The organism is Sphingobacterium sp. 2149, from assembly GCF_031455655.1.
In the GTDB taxonomy this organism is placed as follows: domain Bacteria; phylum Bacteroidota; class Bacteroidia; order Sphingobacteriales; family Sphingobacteriaceae; genus Sphingobacterium.
On the sequence record NZ_JAVDTD010000002.1, the window covers coordinates 19,137 to 42,127 of the forward strand.

14 protein-coding genes are annotated in these 22,991 nt (G+C 40.8%); 5 read left to right on the top strand and 9 right to left on the bottom strand.

Annotated elements, in window-relative coordinates:
• Positions 1–7 precede the first annotated feature (7 nt).
• From J2X77_RS02445 to J2X77_RS02475, 7 genes are all read right to left on the bottom strand, one after another.
• Entirely contained in the window at positions 8–2,941 is a 2,934-nt protein-coding gene (locus J2X77_RS02445; RefSeq protein WP_293938562.1) for a SusC/RagA family TonB-linked outer membrane protein, read from the bottom strand.
• 516 nt (positions 2,942–3,457) lie between these two features.
• Positions 3,458–5,035: a signal peptidase I gene (lepB, locus tag J2X77_RS02450; protein ID WP_293938563.1), complete on the bottom strand. Its 1,578-nt coding sequence runs from the start codon at positions 5,033–5,035 to the stop codon at positions 3,458–3,460.
• Positions 5,036–5,070: 35 nt separating this feature from the next.
• The gene (locus J2X77_RS02455; RefSeq protein WP_293938564.1) at positions 5,071–5,799 is read right to left on the bottom strand and encodes a hypothetical protein; all 729 of its coding nucleotides are present in this window, start codon (positions 5,797–5,799) and stop codon (positions 5,071–5,073) included.
• 213 nt (positions 5,800–6,012) lie between these two features.
• Entirely contained in the window at positions 6,013–6,486 is a 474-nt protein-coding gene (locus tag J2X77_RS02460) for a hypothetical protein (protein WP_209579428.1), read from the bottom strand.
• Between the two features lie 114 nt (positions 6,487–6,600).
• Positions 6,601–7,662 (bottom strand): hypothetical protein, encoded by a 1,062-nt coding sequence (locus J2X77_RS02465; protein ID WP_310078824.1) that lies wholly within the window; start codon positions 7,660–7,662, stop codon positions 6,601–6,603.
• An 87-nt stretch (positions 7,663–7,749) separates the two neighbouring features.
• Positions 7,750–9,540 carry an HSP90 family protein gene (locus tag J2X77_RS02470; RefSeq protein WP_310078826.1) on the bottom strand — a complete coding sequence of 597 codons (1,791 nt, stop codon included), beginning with the start codon at positions 9,538–9,540 and terminating at the stop codon, positions 7,750–7,752.
• A gap of 7 nt (positions 9,541–9,547) precedes the next feature.
• On the bottom strand, positions 9,548–12,025 hold the full coding sequence (locus J2X77_RS02475) for a tetratricopeptide repeat protein (RefSeq protein WP_293938567.1): 2,478 nt from the start codon (positions 12,023–12,025) through the stop codon (positions 9,548–9,550).
• 188 nt (positions 12,026–12,213) lie between these two features.
• On the opposite strand from J2X77_RS02475, the gene J2X77_RS02480 reads away from it, so the two are divergent.
• From J2X77_RS02480 to J2X77_RS02490, 3 genes are all read left to right on the top strand, one after another.
• The gene (locus tag J2X77_RS02480; RefSeq protein WP_293938569.1) at positions 12,214–14,382 is read left to right on the top strand and encodes a TonB-dependent receptor; all 2,169 of its coding nucleotides are present in this window, start codon (positions 12,214–12,216) and stop codon (positions 14,380–14,382) included.
• 114 nt (positions 14,383–14,496) lie between these two features.
• Complete coding sequence (locus J2X77_RS02485) at positions 14,497–14,973, top strand: DUF4625 domain-containing protein (RefSeq protein WP_310078830.1); 477 nt, start codon at positions 14,497–14,499, stop codon at positions 14,971–14,973.
• A gap of 44 nt (positions 14,974–15,017) precedes the next feature.
• Positions 15,018–16,037, top strand: a complete 1,020-nt coding sequence (locus J2X77_RS02490) for a DUF4625 domain-containing protein (protein ID WP_209579422.1) — start codon at positions 15,018–15,020, stop codon at positions 16,035–16,037.
• Between the two features lie 56 nt (positions 16,038–16,093).
• Here the strand turns inward: J2X77_RS02490 and J2X77_RS02495 are convergent, their stop codons facing one another.
• Complete coding sequence (locus tag J2X77_RS02495) at positions 16,094–19,150, bottom strand: beta-L-arabinofuranosidase domain-containing protein (protein ID WP_209579421.1); 3,057 nt, start codon at positions 19,148–19,150, stop codon at positions 16,094–16,096.
• 283 nt (positions 19,151–19,433) lie between these two features.
• On the opposite strand from J2X77_RS02495, the gene J2X77_RS02500 reads away from it, so the two are divergent.
• Together J2X77_RS02500 and J2X77_RS02505 are read left to right on the top strand one after the other, a co-directional pair.
• Positions 19,434–20,330 (top strand): AraC family transcriptional regulator, encoded by an 897-nt coding sequence (locus J2X77_RS02500; RefSeq protein WP_293938573.1) that lies wholly within the window; start codon positions 19,434–19,436, stop codon positions 20,328–20,330.
• 115 nt (positions 20,331–20,445) lie between these two features.
• The gene (locus J2X77_RS02505) at positions 20,446–21,795 is read left to right on the top strand and encodes an amidohydrolase (protein ID WP_310078834.1); all 1,350 of its coding nucleotides are present in this window, start codon (positions 20,446–20,448) and stop codon (positions 21,793–21,795) included.
• Positions 21,796–21,823: 28 nt separating this feature from the next.
• Here the strand turns inward: J2X77_RS02505 and J2X77_RS02510 are convergent, their stop codons facing one another.
• Entirely contained in the window at positions 21,824–22,906 is a 1,083-nt protein-coding gene (locus tag J2X77_RS02510) for an acyltransferase (protein ID WP_209579419.1), read from the bottom strand.
• Positions 22,907–22,991 lie beyond the last annotated feature (85 nt).

The window sequence follows — 22,991 nt, forward strand, 5'->3', positions numbered from 1 at the left end:
TAAATTATTACAGATCTAACTTAACCCCTAAGGAAACTACTGGGGACAACGGCAGTCCGTAACCTGTATAATATCCATTAAAATCTATCAGTTCGGGATCCGTTCCTGAAAACTTGGATATTGTTAATAAATTGGTTCCTGATACGTAAACATAAGCCCTACGAATCGTCTTAATTTTGTCCTTTACGTTGTTCAATTGCGCTAGATCATAGCCTATAGTCAAGGATCGTAACTTTAAGAAAGATGCGTCTTCTAAAAACAGGTCCTGGTCCACACGATAGGCAACAATCGGACTCCATGGATTATAAATCGGGTATTTAGTTAGATCAACATCTTGCTGCCAATGGAATACTTCACGAATTCCATCTAATGAATTGGTGTTTTCAGTATTGATAAAGTTATATTTATTGGAAGCGCGTTGATTTAGCGCTTTATGCCCAAGCGCAAAATACCATTGCATATTCAGGTCGAAACCTTTGTATTTGAAGGAGTTTTGAAACGAACCGCTCAGCTTTGGCATTGCATTTCCTTTTAGGACACGATCGTCATCATTAATTTTAAAATCTCCGTTCTGATCTTTCCAAATCGGATCTCCCACAGCGAAATCCACACCGTCAAACTGTATTTTTTGCCCGTTTTGAACAGGAATACTTGCTTCAGTATCGAAAGATCCTTGATTTTCATACAGCCAAAACTGATCAATAGGACTACCTACTTTCAGTAACCGGTTACCCACTTTCAATTGCTTACGTCCTCCGGGGAGCGCTGTCAACTTATTTCGATTGTAATTTAGATTAAGTGATGTATTCCATTGAACCTTTTCGCGATTAGAAAGCACATTGGCCGAGAGATTTAGATCCACCCCAGTATTTTCTACATTCAGCCCATTCACAATCTCTCCTGAATAGCCGTATTCTGCGGGAATGGGTGAATTAATCAATTGATTTACGTCTTTCTTTTGATACAAGGAAAGTTCCACATCAATTTTCCTATCCATTAGGGTTCCATCAACGGTCAATTCGGCATGGTCTGTATAAGGCCACTTGATATCGTAGCCTACCCAACCCTCTGAGTAAGGTCTGGAAGCAACAGCAAAGCCATTATAGGATACCAGAGATTTTTCTGATCCCCAATTTAGATCAGCCGTATAATTGGGACCGATGGCAAACTTGCTTGTAAATATTGGTTTTCCAATTCTCGCCCAAGCTGCTTTTATCCCTAAATGGTTAAACAACTTGTCTTCATTTTCGGGAATTAAGTGATACTTCGCCGCAAATGAAGGGGTCATCAACCAACGTGAATCGGGCTGCATTGTCGAAGAGCCGTCATAACGCAATACGGTATTTAATTCGAGGAGATTTTTGTATTTATAGCCAGCAGCCAAATACAGGGAATGTAATCTAAAATCTTCACGGTTATTGTATCGATTTACATATAACCCACCTATTGGGGTCAAATAGCCCGCTTTATTAGGATCACCATTGACTACGTTTACTTTGATAAAATCATTGGGGCCATCATAGGCACGTGCATAATTATACCGATAAAGATCTTGTGTATAAGATGATCCTAAAGTCAAATCCAACTTGTGTATCTCTTGGAACTCCAAATTATATTCTAATCGGTTGTTATATACCAAACGCTGATTAAAACCAAAGTAACTTGACATATAGTTATTGGTCTCCATCAATGACCCCGGAAAAAAAGCTTGTCTTGCACCTTCAGAATAATCTATTCCCAATGACGTATTAAATTTTAGATTTTTTAGAAAATAAAGATCCAAAGTGACGAGGGAATTCAAATAGTTGACCGTATTCTTATCCAAGGCGGCTTTATAGATGTCTAGATATTGTCCATACATTTCCTTATTCGGCGAAATTGGGACAGACAAATCGGGCACGTAAGATGCTTCACCAAATCGATCTCTGAGGCTGCGATTCCGATCTCTCAAACTTCGGCTTGCATTGACTGTGGCTCCAAAATTCAACCATTTAAACGGCGCCATATTCACATTAAATAAGGCATTATACCGCTCAATGTTTGTTTCGTCAGCTGAGCTCGCATTCTTGGTATAACCACCTACGAATGAAAAATTTGCACGATCGTTACCTCCGCGGATACCTATATTTCCACTATAAATGGGTGTATTTCTATAATACTCCTCATTCCAGTTCGCTGGTCCATAGTAATTTGCGTTGGTCGAATCGCTTAGATAACCTGGGTAGTTCAAGCGGTCAGTAACCGATCCATATTTGTTATAAAATATCGACCGAAACATGTTTTCATACTGCGCATTAACTGGCGTCACTACGGGCGTTGTTGCCAGACCAACGTAAGTGTTAATAGAGATTTCACGTTCTCCTTCTCGCCCTGGCTTGGTGAGGATCCAAATCGCTCCATTAGCAGCTAGAGGACCGAGCTTTGCCAATTTTACAGGATCTTTTATCACCTCAATAGACTCAACTGTTGCAAGGTCAATTCCAGCAAAGTTGTCTGTCCCTGGACCAATACGATTGAATTGGTACTGTTGAATAGAATAAGCAAAGTTGTTGTCTCTCGCCATCGGTATTCCATTGACAAATACTGCTGGTTGTACATTAACCGCGTCTTTGATTTCGAACAATGGCGATCCTAGTCCCCGCAGCACCATATTCTTTGGCGCTCCTGGTTCACCTGTCGCTTCTTGTACGTAGAGACCGGCAACTTGCCCTTTCAAAAACTCGGGGATACTGACAACTGGCAGTGTTTCAACGTTTCTTAAATTGAGACTGTCTTTGACACCCTGTTTTTGCAATAAGGTGGCCAGTCGACCTTTAAGTAATCGCTTGTCAACCTCACTGATTTCAGAAGTATCTTGTTTTGAAGCCCAAAAATTAAGGTGGTTAGCCTTCGCATTTGGAATCATGGGGACAAGAAATAAAAAACAAAATAGTCTTTTCATTCGATTTATGTCTTAGGCATTAAAAATTGGTACTATTCGGCTAGAAAAAATGGTATTGGGCTCAGATAAAATTAGTTTCGGCTTTAAGTAATTCCGGACTTTTCGTCCTATTAATAATTGATAGTATGTAACAATTATATAATAATATTTTTAAAGTCAGACATGCTTAAAGGCACGAAATCGATTGCGTAATCGAAACAAACGATTGCACAAAACATTCGTCAATGGCTCAAGGAAAATTGATGGTCGAAGCAATTCTCGTCCCGGTTGGTGGCCTTTAGACTGCTGGCTTTAACCTTGACTCGAACAATGGAGCCTGCCTCTGCTCAGTCGACCATCAGTTGCCTATGCAAAGAGATATCGGTGGGATTAATAGTGGTAGGAAGCAGCTGAAGGGCATCAATACCTTCAGCAAAAGATTAGTTTTTCGTTGCTTTACAAACACCAGTAAAAAAATAAAAGGGGAAATGATTGTAGTATTTCATTTCCCCTTTTGCTTTGAGTATTCCTTCTTTGTTAATGAATACCTTTAAAAATTCTATTCCAACGTATTTTTGAAAGCCCATTACCATCTGCATTCCAGCTCATCCAGGTAAATAGTGCTTTTCCGACAATATGGTCTTCAGGAACAAATCCCCAGTCTCTAGCATCGAGCGAATTGTGTCGATTGTCGCCCATCATCCAATAATAATCCATTTTAAATTTATAGGAATCTGTACGCCTACCATTGATATACACGCCATCCGATTTCTGCTCTAACTGGTTCTTTTCATACACGCTTATGGCTCGCGTGTAGAGCGGCAACGTCTGAGCATTCAAGGAAATCGCCATTCCTTTTTTTGGAATCACAAAAGGTCCGAAATTATCGTAATTCCATTTATACTGAGGATCATTCGGAAAAGTATTTGCTTCGGCTTCTCCAGGCTTGCGTAAGTTCATTTGCATGGATTTAACATTGGACCAAGATTTTACCATAGCCGCTTGGCCAGTTGTTAAAAAGATGAGATACACACCGGGCTGAATGGCAGAAACTTCTATTCCCATATCTTTCAAGCGCTGCTCGTCGAGCCCTGTCTCATCAGTGACCACGGTATAATCCATTTGACTTTCTGGCGCTACAAAGCCTAGCTTATCATTTACAAACAAGACACCTTCTTTCATACTGATTTTGTCTCCGGGCATTCCCACACATCGCTTAATTAGATGTTCTCTTTTGTCAACGGGACGAGTTTGAATCGTAAATTGTTGATGTACAGCCTCACGCCCCATGCTACGTACCAAATCGTAATAGGGTATGTCTTGATTTTCCACCGCAACCGTATCGCCGGCAGGGGCATTAAATACGATCACATCATTCCTTTTTATTTCTTGAAATCCGGGCAATCGCCTGTAAGGAATTTTAATAAGCTCAGAGAATGCTTTTCCGCCTATAAGTGGCATGGTATGATGTGCAAAAGGGAAAGCTATGGGTGTATTTGGAATACGGGGTCCATAATTCAATTTGCTGACAAAGAGATAATCTCCAATCAGGAGCGACTGCTGCATAGAACCTGAAGGAATCATAAATGCCTCCAATAAAAAACCACGAATCAGCGTGGCAGCAACAGTGGCAAAAACAATGGCATCGGCCCATTCGCGCACCATCGACTTTTTATAGGGGTATTTCTTGCTATAATCTACATAAGACTCATGTGCGATTTCCAATTCACTTTCCTTTGTCGTTCCGCGACCTTCGGCGTGAGCTGCTCTCAAATTTTTGGCATATAGCCCGCTCAAAAATTGCACATTTTTATCCTTACCCCAAAGTGGTAAAACAATAAACGGAACTAATACAGCAGCGCAGTTCTCCCAAAATCTTCTCTTTCCAAAACAATGAATAAAATCGAGATAAAGATTATAAAAGACAAAGACATTCACGATTGGTACGATCAATAGAATAAGATGCCAGGCCTTTTTGCCCAGTATCTTCGATTGTATCCATTGACTATAAACGGGAACAACACCCTCCCAACCTTTACGGCCTGCTTTTTTAAATAGCAGCCAAAAACCATAAGCTGCAATGAGGGTCAATACAATAAAAACGATAAGTATCATAAGTTTGTTTTAATTGCAACAATAGTGAGTAATTCTCAATAAATAAATAATCTGGCCGCGGATGCTGAAGAATCCTTCGCTTTTTGCAGTTCATTATATCGCATGATATATGTTATAAAAAGATCGTAATCATACTCCTTTTCATTTTCAAATTCAGCGAACAACTCCGGTTCGTCATTAATTAGCTTACCAAAAATGATGGGTCTTTTCTTTTTCACATCGCTAAATAAGCCATTGTGATTGCTATTTATCTCGATGACCTCACCGGTTGATTTTTTTAATGCATAAGCATGTTTATACTTTGTGACCATGATATTTCCCATTGTACCTCCGCCTCCACCGATAGCCACCCCAGCCCCAGCGCCGACCTTGGTTTCGGAAACATAATAGGCCATAATTTCTCCGTCAACGAGTACCTCAGCAAAAGTGGGTCCCTGACTGAGTCCTTTCCGAATGCGATACATCTCTGGAGATGTACCCGGAACCACTTCTAGTCCGTTTTCCACGTAAGAGGGTGCATAAACTTTCCTTTTCGATTGCCAATACGCCCGGTATACATCGCCGGGCTGAAAAGTTAACTTTTCTTTTTGCTGATTCTCAAATTTTAGTCTATGATCTTTGATAGATGAGATTTTTCCATAAATCGTATCGGCATTCATAAGTACCAAGTAGTCCTGGTCTTTTGCAGTTTCTTGAGCACGCACAATTGACGTCCCCAATAAGGTGAATAAAATCACATTGAATAAGATTGATATGACTTTCATACAAGGCAATATGCTATAAATAACTTTTGAAATGAAATGAACACGCTTTTTTTATACAAGCTAAAGCTACCTTTGAGTTACATTAGCTTGAAATGGAATTTCTTCTCCGCACTTAGTGTAAAACTACATAAAAATATGAAATTCATACCCCACAAAGCAAAAGCCACATCATTTTTCTGTGATGTGGCTTTTGCTTTTGCTGATTGAGTACTTTTAACTTGTATATTTACTTTCAAATTCTGCTGAAGCTTTATTGACTCCATTACCCATATTTTCAAATGCTTTATTGATATTATCAAGTAATGCAGATTCTGTCGTTGCATCGGATGTTTTATTTTTGCGAAGCTCAATCAATTTCGGATAATCCTCCGTAACGATCTTCTTGTAGCCGTTTAACCCATCGAGCACTGCTTTTTGGAATGTTGCATCACCTTTAAAATCACCAAGGTCTTCTACTTTTTTGATGTCATCATTTAAAGACTTCTCCCATTCTGTGCGCACTTGTTCAGCTTTGGTATAATCGGAGCTATTCATTGCTGCATTCATGTCCGTCACATGTTTTTCACTTCCGTTGATCACGGTAATAATCGAATTATTGTATGCTGCAGGATCTTTTACTCCCGCCCCACAACTCGACATAGTCAGAGCCGCCATGGTCAAAACGCCGGTAATCATCTTTTTAATCATATTGATCTATTTTTATTTTAAATTTTAGTATTTGGAACTCATTTACACAAAGATAGCTTCGAACATAGCGCAATCCCATCACGGAAATCAGGGATTTATAGAAGCTATTGAAACCTATAAGGCTGCTAGTTGATTGCGAAAGTTGTTATTGCCATTACGTTGATCAAACCGATCCGCAAGTTGATGCGCCAATTTCCTATAATGCCCAGCCAGTTCGCTAGCTGTGTAGCTAGTTTTACCTTGGAAAAGATTATGCTGCTGCCCTAGCTCAAGCATAAAATGTTCGTCAGCTCTAAAATTTTTCATGGCTTCACAAACGTAGCACGCCAACTGAAACATGGATCTATTTTCGGGTCCATCGGCCCAGGGTAAAAATCGTTCGATCCATTCCTTGGATTTACCGAGGTCGGTATACGAGAAATATGTTGCTAGTTTAATAGCTGATATTAATATTGCGGAATCTTTCTCTTTCTTAAACACCTCCGTTTCTGCGAGTTTTGCCATTCTGTCTGCTTGTTCAGCATCTCCATGCTTGTAACCTTCATATGCAAGGTTTACGGCAGTACGCAGAGGAACATGTGAACAGGTGAACTGTCCTTCAATGAGTGGCAAAGCTTTTTCTACTGCTGGGGCATAGCCATACTGCAATAATGTTGCTGATACTTCTGCATCCATTTCACATGCTTCACAGTCACTCATATCATCTCTTTGCAAAGCATTCACATTCGTCAATGCCACTTCAACAGCAGCCAGATCCTTTTGCGCCAGGGCATCACTGAGTTCCTCGTTGTATATGGCGCGCTTACCATAACCATTACGGATCAACCGTTGTTCAAAGTCGCCTAGAGCAGCTTCTATCTGTTCACGGCTGACCGCGGGATTGTCATATAGTTCGGCCATCATCCATTTATACTGCCATAAGAAATCCTCTTCGTTAAAGCGTTCTGGATTTTCATCATACGCCTGCAGTATCCAAGCAAAAGCAGGTAAAGATTCGGTCGAAAAAGCAAGATCGATCTCTTCGCTAATTAAATCTAAACGGAGCTCATATCCCCATTCAATATCTTGATTTTCATCGGCAATCCGAATAGCCTGCGTCAATAGGTTGACTTTCTCCAATGTATTATCTACTCGCGCAACTTGATTGCGAAGTTTCTGAATTTTAAGTGTATACATTTCTATTTTATTGTGTTCTTTTAATGAATTATAGTTCCGTTATAAACAACTTTTCTAATGGCCGGATGAGAAACGTAAAAAAACGGCTTAAAGATTCACGAAATTATCCAGTCCCATGACAATGAGGTTCTTCAGGGCCTCGTTCAAGACTTTCATTTCACGTTCCTGTACCGGATACTTGCCTAAAATCAACGCTTGCACATACAGGACTTCCATCACTGAACGGAGCATATACCCATCCCTTATATCCATTAGCGTGGTGATCAATGCATTATCGGCATTTAAACATAATGTATTCTGGATCTTATTTGGCCTGGATGTCTTGAGTACCTGCGCAAAGGGATTTGCATCTTCTTTCAATTGGCTAATCGTATTTTCCACGTTATTTTGGTCCATTTTTGTAAAAATGGCCGGCGTATCAACTGGTTTAAACCGTCTAATTTCCAAAATGCAGTTGTAGTCGTCCAAAATGCGTTGTGCATCTTTCTGAAAAGAAAAATATTGATGATGCTCGTCTTCATGAATCGGCTGAAAGGTCTCTAGTAGCTGATTTGGCGACATCTCTGTAATATTATACTCGGGATATTTTTGTTTGATCTTACGGAGTAGCTCGGTATCAAACGTATAAGAAGCATTAATAAGCATTATCCCCTGCGTATCAGCCATTCGGTCAATCTGTTTAAAATCTTCAAAGTCGGCGCAATAATAGAGTTGTTGCTGATAATCAATTATATTTTGAGAGCTTCGTTGTCCACGGTTGGTTTCAAATGGGATATCCGCCAAAAAGATTGCTAGGAAATCGGGATCTTCTAGGGCGAATGCTTTTAAATGAAGATAATGCGTTTGGATAATACGTATATAAATATCGTAATCAATCTTCTTCACTTGCTGCAGGTACGTCTTCAAAACGGCAGCAATTTCCTTTCTCGCCTGCCGCAGCAAATCATTTTTCATCAGAGACTCCCGCGATGCGGTGGCACTAAGTTCCTCCGTATTGACAAGCATACGGACAAAGAATGCCCAGTTTGGCAAAATCGATTGATCTTCTTCGGCGAGAAACATGCGCTTCAAGTAGATACGGTGACGCTGCTTGCTGCTAAATTGCGTACGAAAAGGTAAAACATACAACACGCCCTTTGCTTTTCCCGCAGTCGTTTCAAATGGAATTGCGTCCAAAAAGTTGACATGAAATAGCTCTTTCCCTATCGCTAACAAATCTGTTTTCGAAACCGATGAAGCAAGCCATTTAGGTTCATCCTTATGGATGATCTTTTCAACACCTCCTACCACGATTGAAATGGATTCTCGCAGTGCATCTCCATAAAACTTAATTTTCTTCTCGAAATAGTCCGCTTCAAAAATATAATTGTATTGTTTTTTGGGGCTTAAAATTACCTTCGTTCCCACAGGAATATCATCATCACTCAGGCGCTCAATCTTATAGTCGCCTTCAGCTCTAGCCGTCCAGCGTAAGGGCTGCTGTTCAAGCGCCGATTTTGTTTCCACAATAATCTCATCACTGACGACAAAACAAGAGAGCAGTCCAATGCCAAACTTTCCAATAAAATCCTGTGCATCCTTGATGTCCTTACCTTTCGAACTCTCGCCAATAACCGACAAAAATTGGTGGATATCAGACTCCTTGAGACCTATTCCATTATCTTGGAACATAAATTTAGGTTGCTCAACGTTTGGTAATTCTATCTTGATTTTTCCTTGATGATGTTCATCCAAGTGTTTCAATGCTGTAATTGCATCCACCCCATTTTGAAGCAGTTCCCGAATAAATGTGTTGGGATCGCTATATAGGTGCTCTGAGAGCAGCGCGATCATTCCTTTCAAGTTTACCTGAAAGGAATATGATTTCTCTTCCTGCATGTTTTTGTTACTTTCTCGTTTTCTTTGTCAATCGAATAGCTTCTTCATGTCCATTATCTGCCGCTCGTTCAAACCACTCCAAGGCAAGCGTTTCATTTTCTTCCACGCCATCTCCCATGAGGTAGCAGTTGGCCAGTTTATATTGCGCATCAGCATGGTCAGCATCGGCAGCTTTCATCAGCCATTCAATACCGTCATGAAGGTCTGTCGGTACACCTTCTCCGTCCAGCAGTTGTAAGCCAACAAAATAACAGGCATAAACATTTCCTTGTTGTGCTACTTCAATAAATTGGCTATAAGCAGCTGTTTTATCGATCTCGGCACCTATTCCGAAATACAAACAGCGACCCAGTCGATAGATCGCTTCCTGATTTCCTCGTTCTGCGGCCTGTTTATAATACTCAAATGCTTTTGCTGGCTGTGCTTCTATTCCGATACCAAACTCATAACACATACCCAGTCCATCTGTCAAATATCCAAGCTTCTCAGCATGCGTATAGTAATCAAAGCCTTTATCATATTCTTCACGCTGATCATAGTCGAAGAAAAAATAGTCGCCTAGCAGCAACAATGCTTCACCTACATTTTTTTGTGCAGCCTCTTCCAGCAATTGAAGACCAAGGGGCACATCCTGTTTCACAAGGCCGGTCAAATAGTATCTTCCCATCACGTAGATTGCATACGGAAAACCTAAATCAGCCGCCTTTTTAATATATTCTTGTGCTTTAAAAGCATCTTTACTCAGCCCATAACCATATTCATAACAAAGGGCAAGATCAGTCAACGCCTGCACATGGTTTCGCTCGGCAGCCTTTTGGTATAAATCGATCATCCGATCTAGATTTATTTCCGTACCTATGCCACCACGGTAACATCGAGCTAGTTCATATATACTATTTAAATCCTGCATGCTAGCACCTGCTTCAAAGGCGGCAAAAGCAGCTGCTGGCTGAGGAGCGCCTGTCTGGTGATAGTCATTTTCTAAATAAATTCCCTTCAGATAATAAGCATATGGGTAACCCAGATCAGCTGCACGTGAAAAATAATCAAAAGCCAATTTGTAGTCTGGTTCGGCCTTCAATTCGGACGCTAATCCCATTTCCGTTAGTGCTGTAACATTATTAGAAGCGGCCGCTTCTTCGAAGTAAGGGATTGCAGCTGCCAAATCAGGTTCTTCGCCATGAATGCCATATTTCAAGTACCTGCCGACCTGATATAGAGCCTGCGGGAGTTTATCTTTTGCGGCATCTTGATAATAGGCAAAAGCTACCTTGTAATCGGGATCTATTCCATCATAGCCAGATTCTATCATATTGCCCATGCGCAACTTTGCATAGGCAATATTTTTTTGTGCCAGTGCACTAAATTTCTGGAAGGCAGATTTTTCATCTCTCGGCAGAAATCTTCCTTCTAACAGTATTTCCGCAAGTTCAACCTGCGCTTCGACATAATCATCTCGCTGGTCGAGTAGCTGCAATAAAGATAGGCCCCTTTCGATATCCTGAAGTGTGTCATTATAGAGGTAAAGACAAGCTAGACGATAGCCTGCATAAATATTATTGTAGTCGTATGCTTTCTGCAAATACCATAGTGGCTGCTCGAAATCCTCCTTTACCTGATTAGTGTTACTTAATCCCTGAAGTTTGATGAGCGCTATCTGCACTGCAGCGTCCATCATTCCATATTCAAATAATTCGTGATATTCTGGTATAAGACGTTCCAGTTCAACGGAAGAAGTTGCATCTGCGCGTTTTATATCATTCAGAACAAACCTGCAGTATCGGGAATCGGTCAAGGCGATACCCTCTTCCAGGATCTCCAGGCGTTTGGCTTTATTGTCTTTACGAGCGTAGTAAAATTGTAACGCTTCATAATAATGGCGTAATAGTTTTTTCTCCTGAGCGTGTCTAAGCACCTGAATTCGATCAAAGACTTCTTCAAATTTATCGGTCCATACATCGATATGGGCAATATACGCGGTTGCATAAAGATCGCCTCCCAAAGCAAGCGATTCAAGTTCAGCTTTGGCGGTTTCCCGGTCAATATCAGCCAACACACCTAAATAATTATAATATAAATAAAGAGGTCTCGCCCATTTAACCCCAGCCTCCATACCTCTATTTAAATACAACGACGCTTTTTCCTTTTCTACAGCATGCCGGCGACATAAAACATGTTGTAGCCCCAACTCGACCCATGCTTGCGGATTTATAGTGGCATAGCGTTCCAATATTGCCCTGATTTTATCGATAAAAAAAGTATAATCCTCATCGTTTAAATAGACATTTGCAGCAAAATCAGTTCCTTTTTCAAACAATGCATCGTAAAGAGTGGTTGCACTGGGCTGCTGCATATTATACTCAAAATGAATGAGAGCATCAAGCCATATATCAGGTGTAATGGGTTTCGACAGATCAATTGTCAATTGAGGTTCAGCGGATTGCAATGCAGCAACTTTACTGAAATATTCTTCACTTAACTTCATATATAATCGTTGTAGTATGTGGTAAAATAAGCTTTTTTGTGCCCTGAAGGCGCTAAAAAGTAACAAAAACTTTGCCACTGTAGAGGGAACGACGAGAATAACACAAAACAACAACGCAACTTAATTGCTTTTAAAATCTTTTTACCTATATTTGTTGCAACTTAATTGCAACAAATAAATCCAACCCGATGAATAGGTACATCATTTTTTCACTTGTAGTCGCACACCACATGTGCCTCCCATCTTACGGGCAGGAAAAAAGCATCGAGCTTGAAGAAGTTAAAGTTGGCCGGCGACGTTACCATCGGGCAGCGGAAGGGATACTAGCGATCCAGATGCTCAATGCCGACTCTATACAAAAATATCAAGCAGGAAGCTTAATGCAGACATTAAGCCGACTTTCTGGTGTCAATGCCATAGGCATAGGTGCCAATCAGTCCAAACCTCAGATTCGAGGACTCGGATTCAATCGTGTCGCTACGGTAGAAAACGGAATTAAACATGAAGGACAACAGTGGGGATTGGATCATGGATTGGAAATCGATCAATTCAGCGTAGGAAGTGCCGAGGTAATTAAAGGCTCCAGCTCATTTTTGTATGGCTCAGACGCCATTGGTGGCGTCATCCGACTATTGCCACCATCGGAACTACAGGACACAGGTTTTAGGGGGCACTTTAACTTATTGACCAAATCAAACAACGCTACCTTTGGCGGATCGCTTCAAGCACAAGGCCGAAAGGGGAATTGGGTCTTCGGCGGAGGCTTTACACATTTAGACTATGGAGATTATCGCGTCCCTACAGACACTGTTTATGTTTATAATTATGCGGTACGTCTAAAAGATCGCCATGTACGCAATACAGCCGGAAGAGAAACACATGTTCAACTACGCGGAGGCTACATATCAGATCGTTTTTCCTCCATGTTGTATCTGAGTAATTACCATACTAAGTTCGGCTTCTTTGCGAATGCGCACGGCTTGGAACCTCGGGGTGTAGATACAGCTTTCTATGACAGATCGAGCCGGGACATTGGTTTTCCAAAACAGACTGTGAATCATTTGAAGCTGATTAACCGCAACTTTATCGACCTAAACAAGCATAAACTTTGGGTTGACTTGGGGTATCAAAAGAACTATCGTCAAGAATTCAATAATTACACGGCACATGGCTATATGCCCCCCGTCTATCCAAAAGATATGACTATCCCCGCTAGTTTGGAAAGATTATATGACAAACAGATCTATAATATTACTGTTAAAGATCAATTTGATTTGGCGGCGCATCGGCTAACGATTGGCTTAAACGGAGAATATCAGGACAATCAAATTGACGGTTGGGGTTTCCTGATTCCATCCTTTACGCAAAAAGCAATGGGTCTATTCGTTTATGATCAATTTGTAGTGGCCGATTATACCACCTTGTTTGGTGCATTGCGGTACGATTATAGCCATATTCATACGTCATCCTATCAAGATTGGTTCGATTCGCAGCAGGAAGGCAACATGACCACAAGGATTGTTAGGGCATCGGCACTCCGCCGAAGTTTCAATAGCTTGGTCTGGTCTTTTGGGGCGGCTCGTCAATTTGGTTCTTTGGAGACAAAAATCAATATAGGCAAGAGTTTTAGGGCTCCAATTGCGCAGGAACTCGCTGCCAATGGAGTCAATTATCATTACTTCAGTTATGAAAAAGGCAATCGCTCATTGTCGCCCGAACAGTCCTATCAGATGGATTTATCATTAACATGGAGTGGGAAAAAGGCCAATGTTGCCTTCACACCATTTTTTAATTACTTTGCGAATTATATCTACCTCAATCCGACCTCAAGCTACGATCAATACTACGGGGCTGGCAATCAAATTTTTGAATATACGGAGAGTCGGGTACGTCGTCATGGTGCAGAATTCAAACTTAGCTACCGGCCGCTGAAACAATGGAAATTAGAATTATTGGCTGAATACATCCGTTCGGAACAGCTATCGGGAGCAAAGAAAGGCTATACACTTCCCTTTTCTCCTGCGCCTTCCGCTTTGATAGACATCAGCTGGACAGCAAAAAATAGCAAGCGTTTTAAAGATACTTACTTTTCCCTTGATTGTAAATGGACGGCAGCTCAGCATCACATTGTTCCTCCAGAGGAGATCACAGCTGCATATCAGGTGTTTAACTTTCGGACAGGAACGCAGCTGAATCTTTCGGGTTCTGACATCCAACTACGCCTGCAGATTCAAAATCTTTTTGATAAAAAATATATGGATCATACCAGCTTTTATCGTCTGATAGCATTACCAGAACAAGGGCGAAATTTTATGCTGTCCATCGGAATACCATTCGGGAAAAAGCCTCGCTCTTAAGATTATCAACAACTACAATCTTTCTCCGCAATGAACCAACGTCAGTCAATAGCCGATTACGGAAAGTACACCACAACAGATAATTGAGGAAGATAGAACAATAACTATTCATACATGAAAACAATTAAAAAGTACACAATCATTACAGTCATATTTGCCATGACTGTGGCCTGTAGGAAAAATAAGGAAAACATCGATACCGAAAAACCGACCATTGCCATCGATACCGAAAATGCTTTCCCAAAACAATGTAGCACAATTAAGCGAGGCACCAGTTTTACTTTTAGCAGCACACTATCCGACAATGTGGCGTTAGGAAGTTATAGCATCAATATACACCATAACTTTGACCATCATTCACACAGTACCGAAATCGGAGAGTGTATAATAGAGGCTATCAAAAAGCCCGTAAAGCCTTTTGTTTTGGTTAAAACAGTTAATATTCCCGCGCAGCCACAGCGATATAATGCCGAGTTACAAATTGATGTCCCTGCTGATATCGATCCGGGCAATTATCATTTTATGATCCAGGTGACCGACCTCACAGGATGGAGCAGTCAAAAGGGAATTAGCATCCGTATACTCGAATAATACCATACTTATTTATCAACTCAAATTAATTAAATCCATTTTACATGAAAACTAGAAACATTCGCTTCCTCTTCCTGTTAAGTACTGTTCTTTTAGGCTTACTATCGTCCTGTAAGAAAGATAACGAGGAAATTTCAGCACTTGCAAAACCTCAGATAGGCGCACTCGAAATCGGGAGTGGAAACACTAAAACCGTGCAAGCAGGTTCAGATCTGCACCTAGAAGGTGAAATTGTCGCCGAAGGACTGATTGCTAAAATCGACATTGAGGTTCATCAAGAAGGTGGTGGCTCTTATAAGTTCACAAAAGCCTTTACTAACGGTAAATATATCGGCGTAAAAAATGTTACCTTCCATGAACACATTGATGTTCCTGCCGGTGCTCCTGCTGGGGCTTATCATTTTCATCTTACTGTCACCGACAAAGCCGGAAATGCTACTACAGCAGAATCAGCATTAACGATTACGGCCGCCGATGTAAAACCGAGCTTTAAACTTGTCTTCACAGAAGTAACTGGGACAGCGCATGGAAACCATTTTCACGATCTAGCTGACAAGAGCAATGCAGAACCTATGACCATCAACTTCAACGAAAAAGGTCAAGCCCTATCCGGTGGTCATGCGCACCTGCATCCATCCAAAATTTATAAGATTGAATTTAAACAATACGATTTATCAGCGCAGGAGATTCAAAATCAGTACATCCTCAATAAGGCTACTGCAGATTACTACAAAGCATTCCTATTAGGCGGATCATTTATTTTAAATCCCAACACCACTGGTGAAAATGGTGCGATATTTCAGACGCGTGAAACAAAATATGCCGATGGAACAACAATTAGTGATGCTACAGAAACAACCGGAATAATCACCTACTTTACCGCCGGTATCGTCAATGCTGGCGAAAAGCAAGTGCTCTTTGTATTAAGGAAATTAAAAGATGCTTCCACCAAAGCAACCATTACACGCACAGACTGGAACTTGTCTAATTATGAAGCCAAGTTTGCAGGTCAAGACCTCGTTAAGCTATCTTTCGAACTGCATGCAGAGGCAGGGGAAGATTAATAACATAAAAACGCACCTTGTCAACTTGCGAAATGACAAGGTGTACCTTTTTACCGTTACTTTAAACTCACATCCAAGTAAACCGAATGACGCCCATAGGTATCATAAAACGGTTTATAAAGCACATCGTCTATATAAAATTCCAATGTTTCTGGGTTTCCTTTAATAGATTTACCAATATCCTTTGCGTCGAAAGTTACTTTACGCCAATCTTTTCTTGCGGTACGTTCCTGAGCCGCCAAGAGAACGGGGCCATAAAATAGGCTTGCGATATTCGGCTGATCCATAACCGGGTCGAGATGGAAATCGAAGGGCATTTTTAGCTTAACCACATCACCATCTTTCCAGTTACGGTTTATGCTAAGATACGTTCCAGGATCGGCGGCAATTTTTTGGTCAACTCCATTTATAGTAACGAAAAATCCCTTTGTCGCCCAACTTGGTACCCGAACATGAAGATCGAATTTGCCATTACCGCGTATGGTCAACGATGTATGATCTGCTTTTGGAAAATTTGTCTGTTGTTCAATCCTGATTCCCCGCTCTTTCCATTGCAAAGTAGAAGGGATATATAAATTAACATACAATGATTGATCATCTTTACTTCTAAAATAAATCGTATTCTGCAATTTGGTACTGCTCTCTATAGCCGTCCCATTACAACAGGTGAACCCGTGCATATCTGCATTTCCAAATTGTTTGATTGAACCAGGACGCAAAGGAACATGATAGGTATTTGCTGGACTATTCTCCGCAACGGAAGCTAAGATGTGATTATATAGTCCACGTTCATAGTAATCCATCAGCTCTGCACGCTGATCGAACATAAACAAATCACTCGTCAATTTCAGCATATTATAGGTTGCACAGGTTTCATTTTGGCCCCCTGCAGAAAATCCGTTTTGATATAATGTTGCAGGTTGACTGATGAAACATTCGGCATTGGCCGGATTCCTCGCCCCCGCCACACCACCAATGCTATACATATAATCGCTGGTGACTTTATACCAAAAATTGTCGGCTACCTTATAGTATTGAGGGTCATTTGATACACGGTATAGCTCCATGCTGCCTACAATTTGTGGGATATGCTGATTGGCATGCAATCCTCTAAAAGTATCCACATTTTTTGCCAGTCCATGTGTATGTGCTGCATTACCGTAAAACAGATCAATGTTATCAAATAAACGGGCGGTTTTTAAATATTTTTGTTCCCCCGTAACACGATACAACCTTGCCATCACTTCGTTCATCCCTCCAAACTCACCTGCGATATAGGTATTCCACATGTTGATTAATGTTTCGGTCGGGATATTGTTTAAACGCGTATACACCCAGTTGCCCATGCCTTGTGCGATTTCCAATGCTTTTTTATTTCCGCTTACTTCATAAACATCCATCAGACCGGCCAGGATCTTGTGCAGGGTGTAATAAGGTGCCCAAACCTGGTTCTTCTGCCCCCCATATTTGGCCCCATGTTCAAGCATTATAAACTGGTCGGGAGGATAGGCGCTAATAAATCCCAGCCCCCAGTTCCAATAATCTGTACGAATTCCTTCATCACTCAAATCAGAGTCATACGCTGATTTACCAGGACCAATAGGCACTGCCGCTGGATCAGCGACATATGCCTGCCCCGATTGCTTCGGTACACCCGACAATTTTGACAAAGCGTAAAGTTCATTGATCATCGTATCCATTTTACCCAAAAATTTTACTTGAAGGGCTTTGTCATACCCTGTACTGGCGTAAGCTTGCGCAATTGCTGTTAGGTAATGTCCAGTTGCATGACCTCGTAATTTGATATCCTGGCTATCCCATACATCCAGAGGCCTTGCACCCTTTGGTTGCTTTTGTCCAAAAGCGTGACGAAACATATAAAGAAAAGAATTGGGATCTGATGTAGCCAATGTATCCATAAACTTATCACGGTTTTCAATAAACTTGGTGTGATGATGTCCTTCGTCTACATTAAGAGTCACCTGATCCAAATGGAAGGGTTCCAATTTTAAGTTAGGGATGTTAGACTTTATCTTTCCCTTGACACTAACAATTGCTTTTGGTTGAAGATCCGTTCCGGGGATACGTCCAGTTATCGTGTAGGCTGTCTGCTGTAAAACTGTGCTATTATCTGTTGGAGACGGCCATAGCACCCGTACTTTCGGCCCTACCATACCATCTTTATAAGTACCGACGACATAATTAGGCAATCGTGGCAATTCCCCAACCTCCGTTTCTACGCTGACATCTGCGACTCCAATTAAATAAGCATTATACAATTCTGCTTTATTCATCGGAAATCTAGGTAAATCATCCTCGGGCTTGCCTTTGGTGCTTGTATCTTCGTGTACGCCTTTCAATGCATTGCCATATACCGTGGCAATCTGGGCTCGACTAAGTGGCACCCGATAGACCCTGAAATCATGGAGCAAAGCATTTAAACTCGAATTGCCGCCTAATAGGGGCTTTCCAATCTGTAATTTCTTTTTGCTTCCCGGCTGTCCAAAAACTGCGCTCAGTTCTTGCGGAATATTTTTGACTTCTCCAACGGGCCTTCCGTCCAAATACGTTTGTAAAGACCCTGTAGTAACATCGACCACAATGGCCAGATGCACCCATTTGTTCAACGGAACCGAAGGAGACGCTGCACTTTTTACTTCAGTCTTCTTTTGGGAAATAACACCCAAATATCCAGCTTTTTGCGCTGTTCCTGTCGGTGTTACTGCAAAATGCCTCGCAAGATCTTGTCCGAAGTCAAAAAGATATTGTTCAGGCTGCGCTGCCCTCAAGTACAACCAGCCTGTTATACTAATAGACTCCAAATCCGAGAGTACTTGCGACGGTAATACGACAAAATCATCTTTTCCCCCGGCTAGAGACAATACCTTTTTAAATTGCTTATCAGCTACAAATAATGCTTTCTCTCCTTGAAATTTACCATGCAGACCATTTCTTGACCAATCTTTTAAATCCTCATCAAAGACATAACGGGCCACCATTCCTGTCTCACCAATTCCATCCAATATCTGATCTCCACCTTGCGCTACCGCGACATCTATCGTTTTGATAAAAATCGTAAAAAGTATTGCGACGTGTAATTTATATCTTTTCATAATATTATCTATTTCGTGTATTCATAATCTTCGGTTTACGTATTGCCCGGCCCAATTGAGTGTGCTTAGCTACATGACGGACACTCTTCATTGATGTCTCCCTGACTTTTTAAAATTAATCACAAAAGCTCATTATATATAGGTTTATTTTAGCCGATATTCTCCCGATTTTAACTAACACTCCTTCTAATAACGCTATCCTCAATTGAAAGAAAACGCAATAATACCACGTATTCCCAAATACTCGACGGTATTTTGTATTTTAGATTTGATAAGATATTCTATGGAAAAGCGAAATTCAAAAATTTGGGTGCCAGTTATTGGTCTGGATGGTTTCCGAAAAGAACAGACAGCAGGACGGGAAGAACTCCTATTTAACGAACTCCATGGCGAACGGCTTATCGAAAAACCCCATAAGCATGATTTTTTTATCATTAATCTGTTCCATAAAGCTTCTGGCGTACATACCATCGATTCTATCGATTATAGGATAAAAGATCATCAGGTCCATATTCTCTTTCCAGGCCAAATGCACAAGTGGCATATCTATGCCGATACTATAGCTTACCAACTCATGATTGAGCGCCCTCTGTTTGAACATTTTGCACCTTTTTTTCGCTTTTCTTTTACCAATTATCAAAACCATCCTGTCATTGATCTCACTGCAGATTCCTTTGCACAATTACTTTATGAATTTGAATCCGTCAAACAAGAATTGAAAAGAGAAAACTCACTTATTCCTTTAATTAGTGCCCGAGCGGGCGTCATTGCCGCGATTGTAAGTCGAGAGGCAGAGTCTGCGTTCACCGAATTCAAGGTTTATCAATCTGTTCCGCGACTTGCTAAGTTTAATATGCTAATTGACGAATTCTTCAGGGAACAGAAAATGGTGGCATTTTATGCCGAAAAACTTAATATTTCACCTAATTATCTTAATATTCTATGTAAAAAGCATTTAAAAATATCTGCTACACAGCTTATCCACCAACGAATAAACATTGAAGCAAAACGGCTTTTACAAAGCTCCGAACGCTCCATCAAAGAAATTGCCTTTGAGTTGGGTTTCGCAGATCAAGCTTATTTTTCAAATTTCTTTAAACTGCAGATAGGTACCAGTCCCAGTGACTTTAGAGACAATCGTCAAGCTGGGGAGACAATAAGTTTGTTAAGAGGAAAATGAAAAATAGATAAATTACACAAGAAATGGCAGATATCTCCCAGCAAAAATAGCACGACAGTCCTATAAATTTGTAACCTACAATACCAGATGCTTTTTTTTAGACAACTATGCGCTTATGAAATCAATGGCCTTTACCCGCAAGGAATTTATTAGAAACTCTACGTTAGCACTTGCGGGTTCTACACTTATACCAGCAATGTTATTTGCAGAAAACCGCCATAAAATGGTGAACCAAAACCTATTGAGCGACTCCGCAATTCAAAAAAACTATACATTAAAAAATGTGTTGCTAGAAACGGGCTTTGAGTACGATACTGATGGCCATGTGATTTCAACAACGACAGGCCTATTTTCTATTCAGATTGCAAACGGAAAGATCAAGGCTATAAGTTCCAATATTAATGCTTTCCATGCTATCGACGCAAAAGGGCTTTTGATGCTACCCTCTTTCCGCGATATGCACATCCATTTGGACAAAACCTATTATGGTGACAAGTGGCAGGCAGTAAGGCAAAGGACCGGAGGTGTAAAAGGCATGATTGCCCTCGAAGAGAAAATTCTGCCCGAACTATTAAAAAATGCAACCTATAAAGCAGAAAAGCTGATCGAACTATTACAAGGTAACGGTACTACTTTCGCACGCAGTCATGTTAATATCGAACCGACATCCAAACTAGACGCTTTAAGTAAGCTACAACTGGCACTGGAAAACAAGAAAGATGGATTCGGGGCTGAACTGGTTGCTTTTCCGCAGCACGGTGTATACTATACTGACTCGGTTCGCTACCTTAAGGAAGCCGCCAAAACCAATATTGATTTTATCGGTGGAGTCGATCCATTTTCCATTGATGGAGCTATTGAAAAAACAATGGATTTTACGGTTCAGCTGGCATTAGATCATAACAAGGGAATTGACATTCATTTGCACGAATCGGGTGAATCAGGCTTGAAAACCGTAGAATACTTAATTAACAAAGTGAACGAGAATCCAGTTCTTAAAGGTAAGACCTACATCAGCCATTGTTTTGTATTGGGTCGATTGGAAAAATCCAAACAACAAGAAATGGCAGTAAAACTAGGCGACGCACAAATTGGCATTATTTCTACAATTCCATTCGGTGGATTAATTATGCCAATCCCAACCTTACTAGAGAACAACGTTGAAGTGATGACGGGAAATGACAGTATTGTAGACCATTGGAACACATTTGGTACGGGTAGTGTCTTACAAAAAGCCAATCTTGCAGCTCAGGTTTATGGCCAAACAACTGAATTTGGCTTATCTCGCATGCTCAAGCTTGCCACTGCTGGCCCCACTCCTTTGGACGACAAAGGCAATATGCAATGGCCCAAAGTCGGAGATAGTGCAGATATTGCCTTACTCGAAGCCAGCTGTTCCGCAGAAGCAGTTTCAAGAATATCGCCAGTGAAATCGCTGATCTATAAAGGAAATATTGTCTTCTAGTTGGAAGACAATATTTCCTTTATAGATCCTACGCTCGGCCGCCTATTAATTTCTTAAAACGTTTTATAATCCACGGTTCAATACGATCACTTAAGAAATAAGCAAGTGCTAGCATCAGCATTACAACAGCCGAAAGGAGCACGTATTTATTGATATACAGATAGAGCTGATTAAAAATGATAAACCCTATATGCTGGTGGATTAAATACAGGGGATAGGTCAACATGCCAATTTTAACAAACTTGGACGAATTAATAAACTGAAGTTTTTTACAGGAAACCAGTAACATAAGTAAGTAAAACACGACAATGGCGGTCCCAATGATATAAGGAGAAAAATCACTATGAAAAGTACGCTCCAGCCAGTGAATCCGACCAATAGCGCTGTCGATCGAAATGTACAAGCACCAAAGTAGGGCGATCATATGCTTTGCTTTTACTCCATGCAAAAAAATTTGGCAACATATAATTCCCGCAATAAAGTAGGCACTCCAATCGAGTAAAAAAAACTCGTGGAGTCCATCATACATTTCGGACGGTCCGAAAAAAAAACGTAGACTTGACAATAGCAGCCAAAAATAAACAAGGTAATCTAATCCTACTCTTTTAAATTGATTTAGAATCAGGAATAAGACTATGACCAGGTAAAATTTCAACTCAACATAAAGTGACCAGTAGGCACCATCTACATCGCCTTGTCCCCATAATTTCTGCGTCATCGTCAGATTGGCCAGTAACTGAGTAAATGTTACATGATAACGCGGCGCGCCAAAAAAATAGGTAATCACACAGGTCAGCAGCAAGCAGATCCAATACATAGGGTACAAGCGCTTAAATCGAGAATAGCAGAATTTACGCAACGATAGATGCTTGATAGAGAAAGCGATCACAAAACCGCTGATGATAAAAAATAGGTCGACGCCCAGATAACCATATTTGACATAGTCACCAACGCCATCAAAACGTAAAAGAGACATATTTCCAGCAGCAGCCCCGCGATACATATAATGATAAAACACTACTGCTGATGCTGCAATAAATCGAAACAGATCGATTTGATAAATTCTTTTGGACTCCAACATTTGGCTGCAAATATACGCGGTTTCTCCCATCTACTCAACTTTATAACATCATCATGTGACTTCTGCTCATTGCATTTAGCGCAGTTGCTAATTAACTTTACTAGAGTTTAATCCA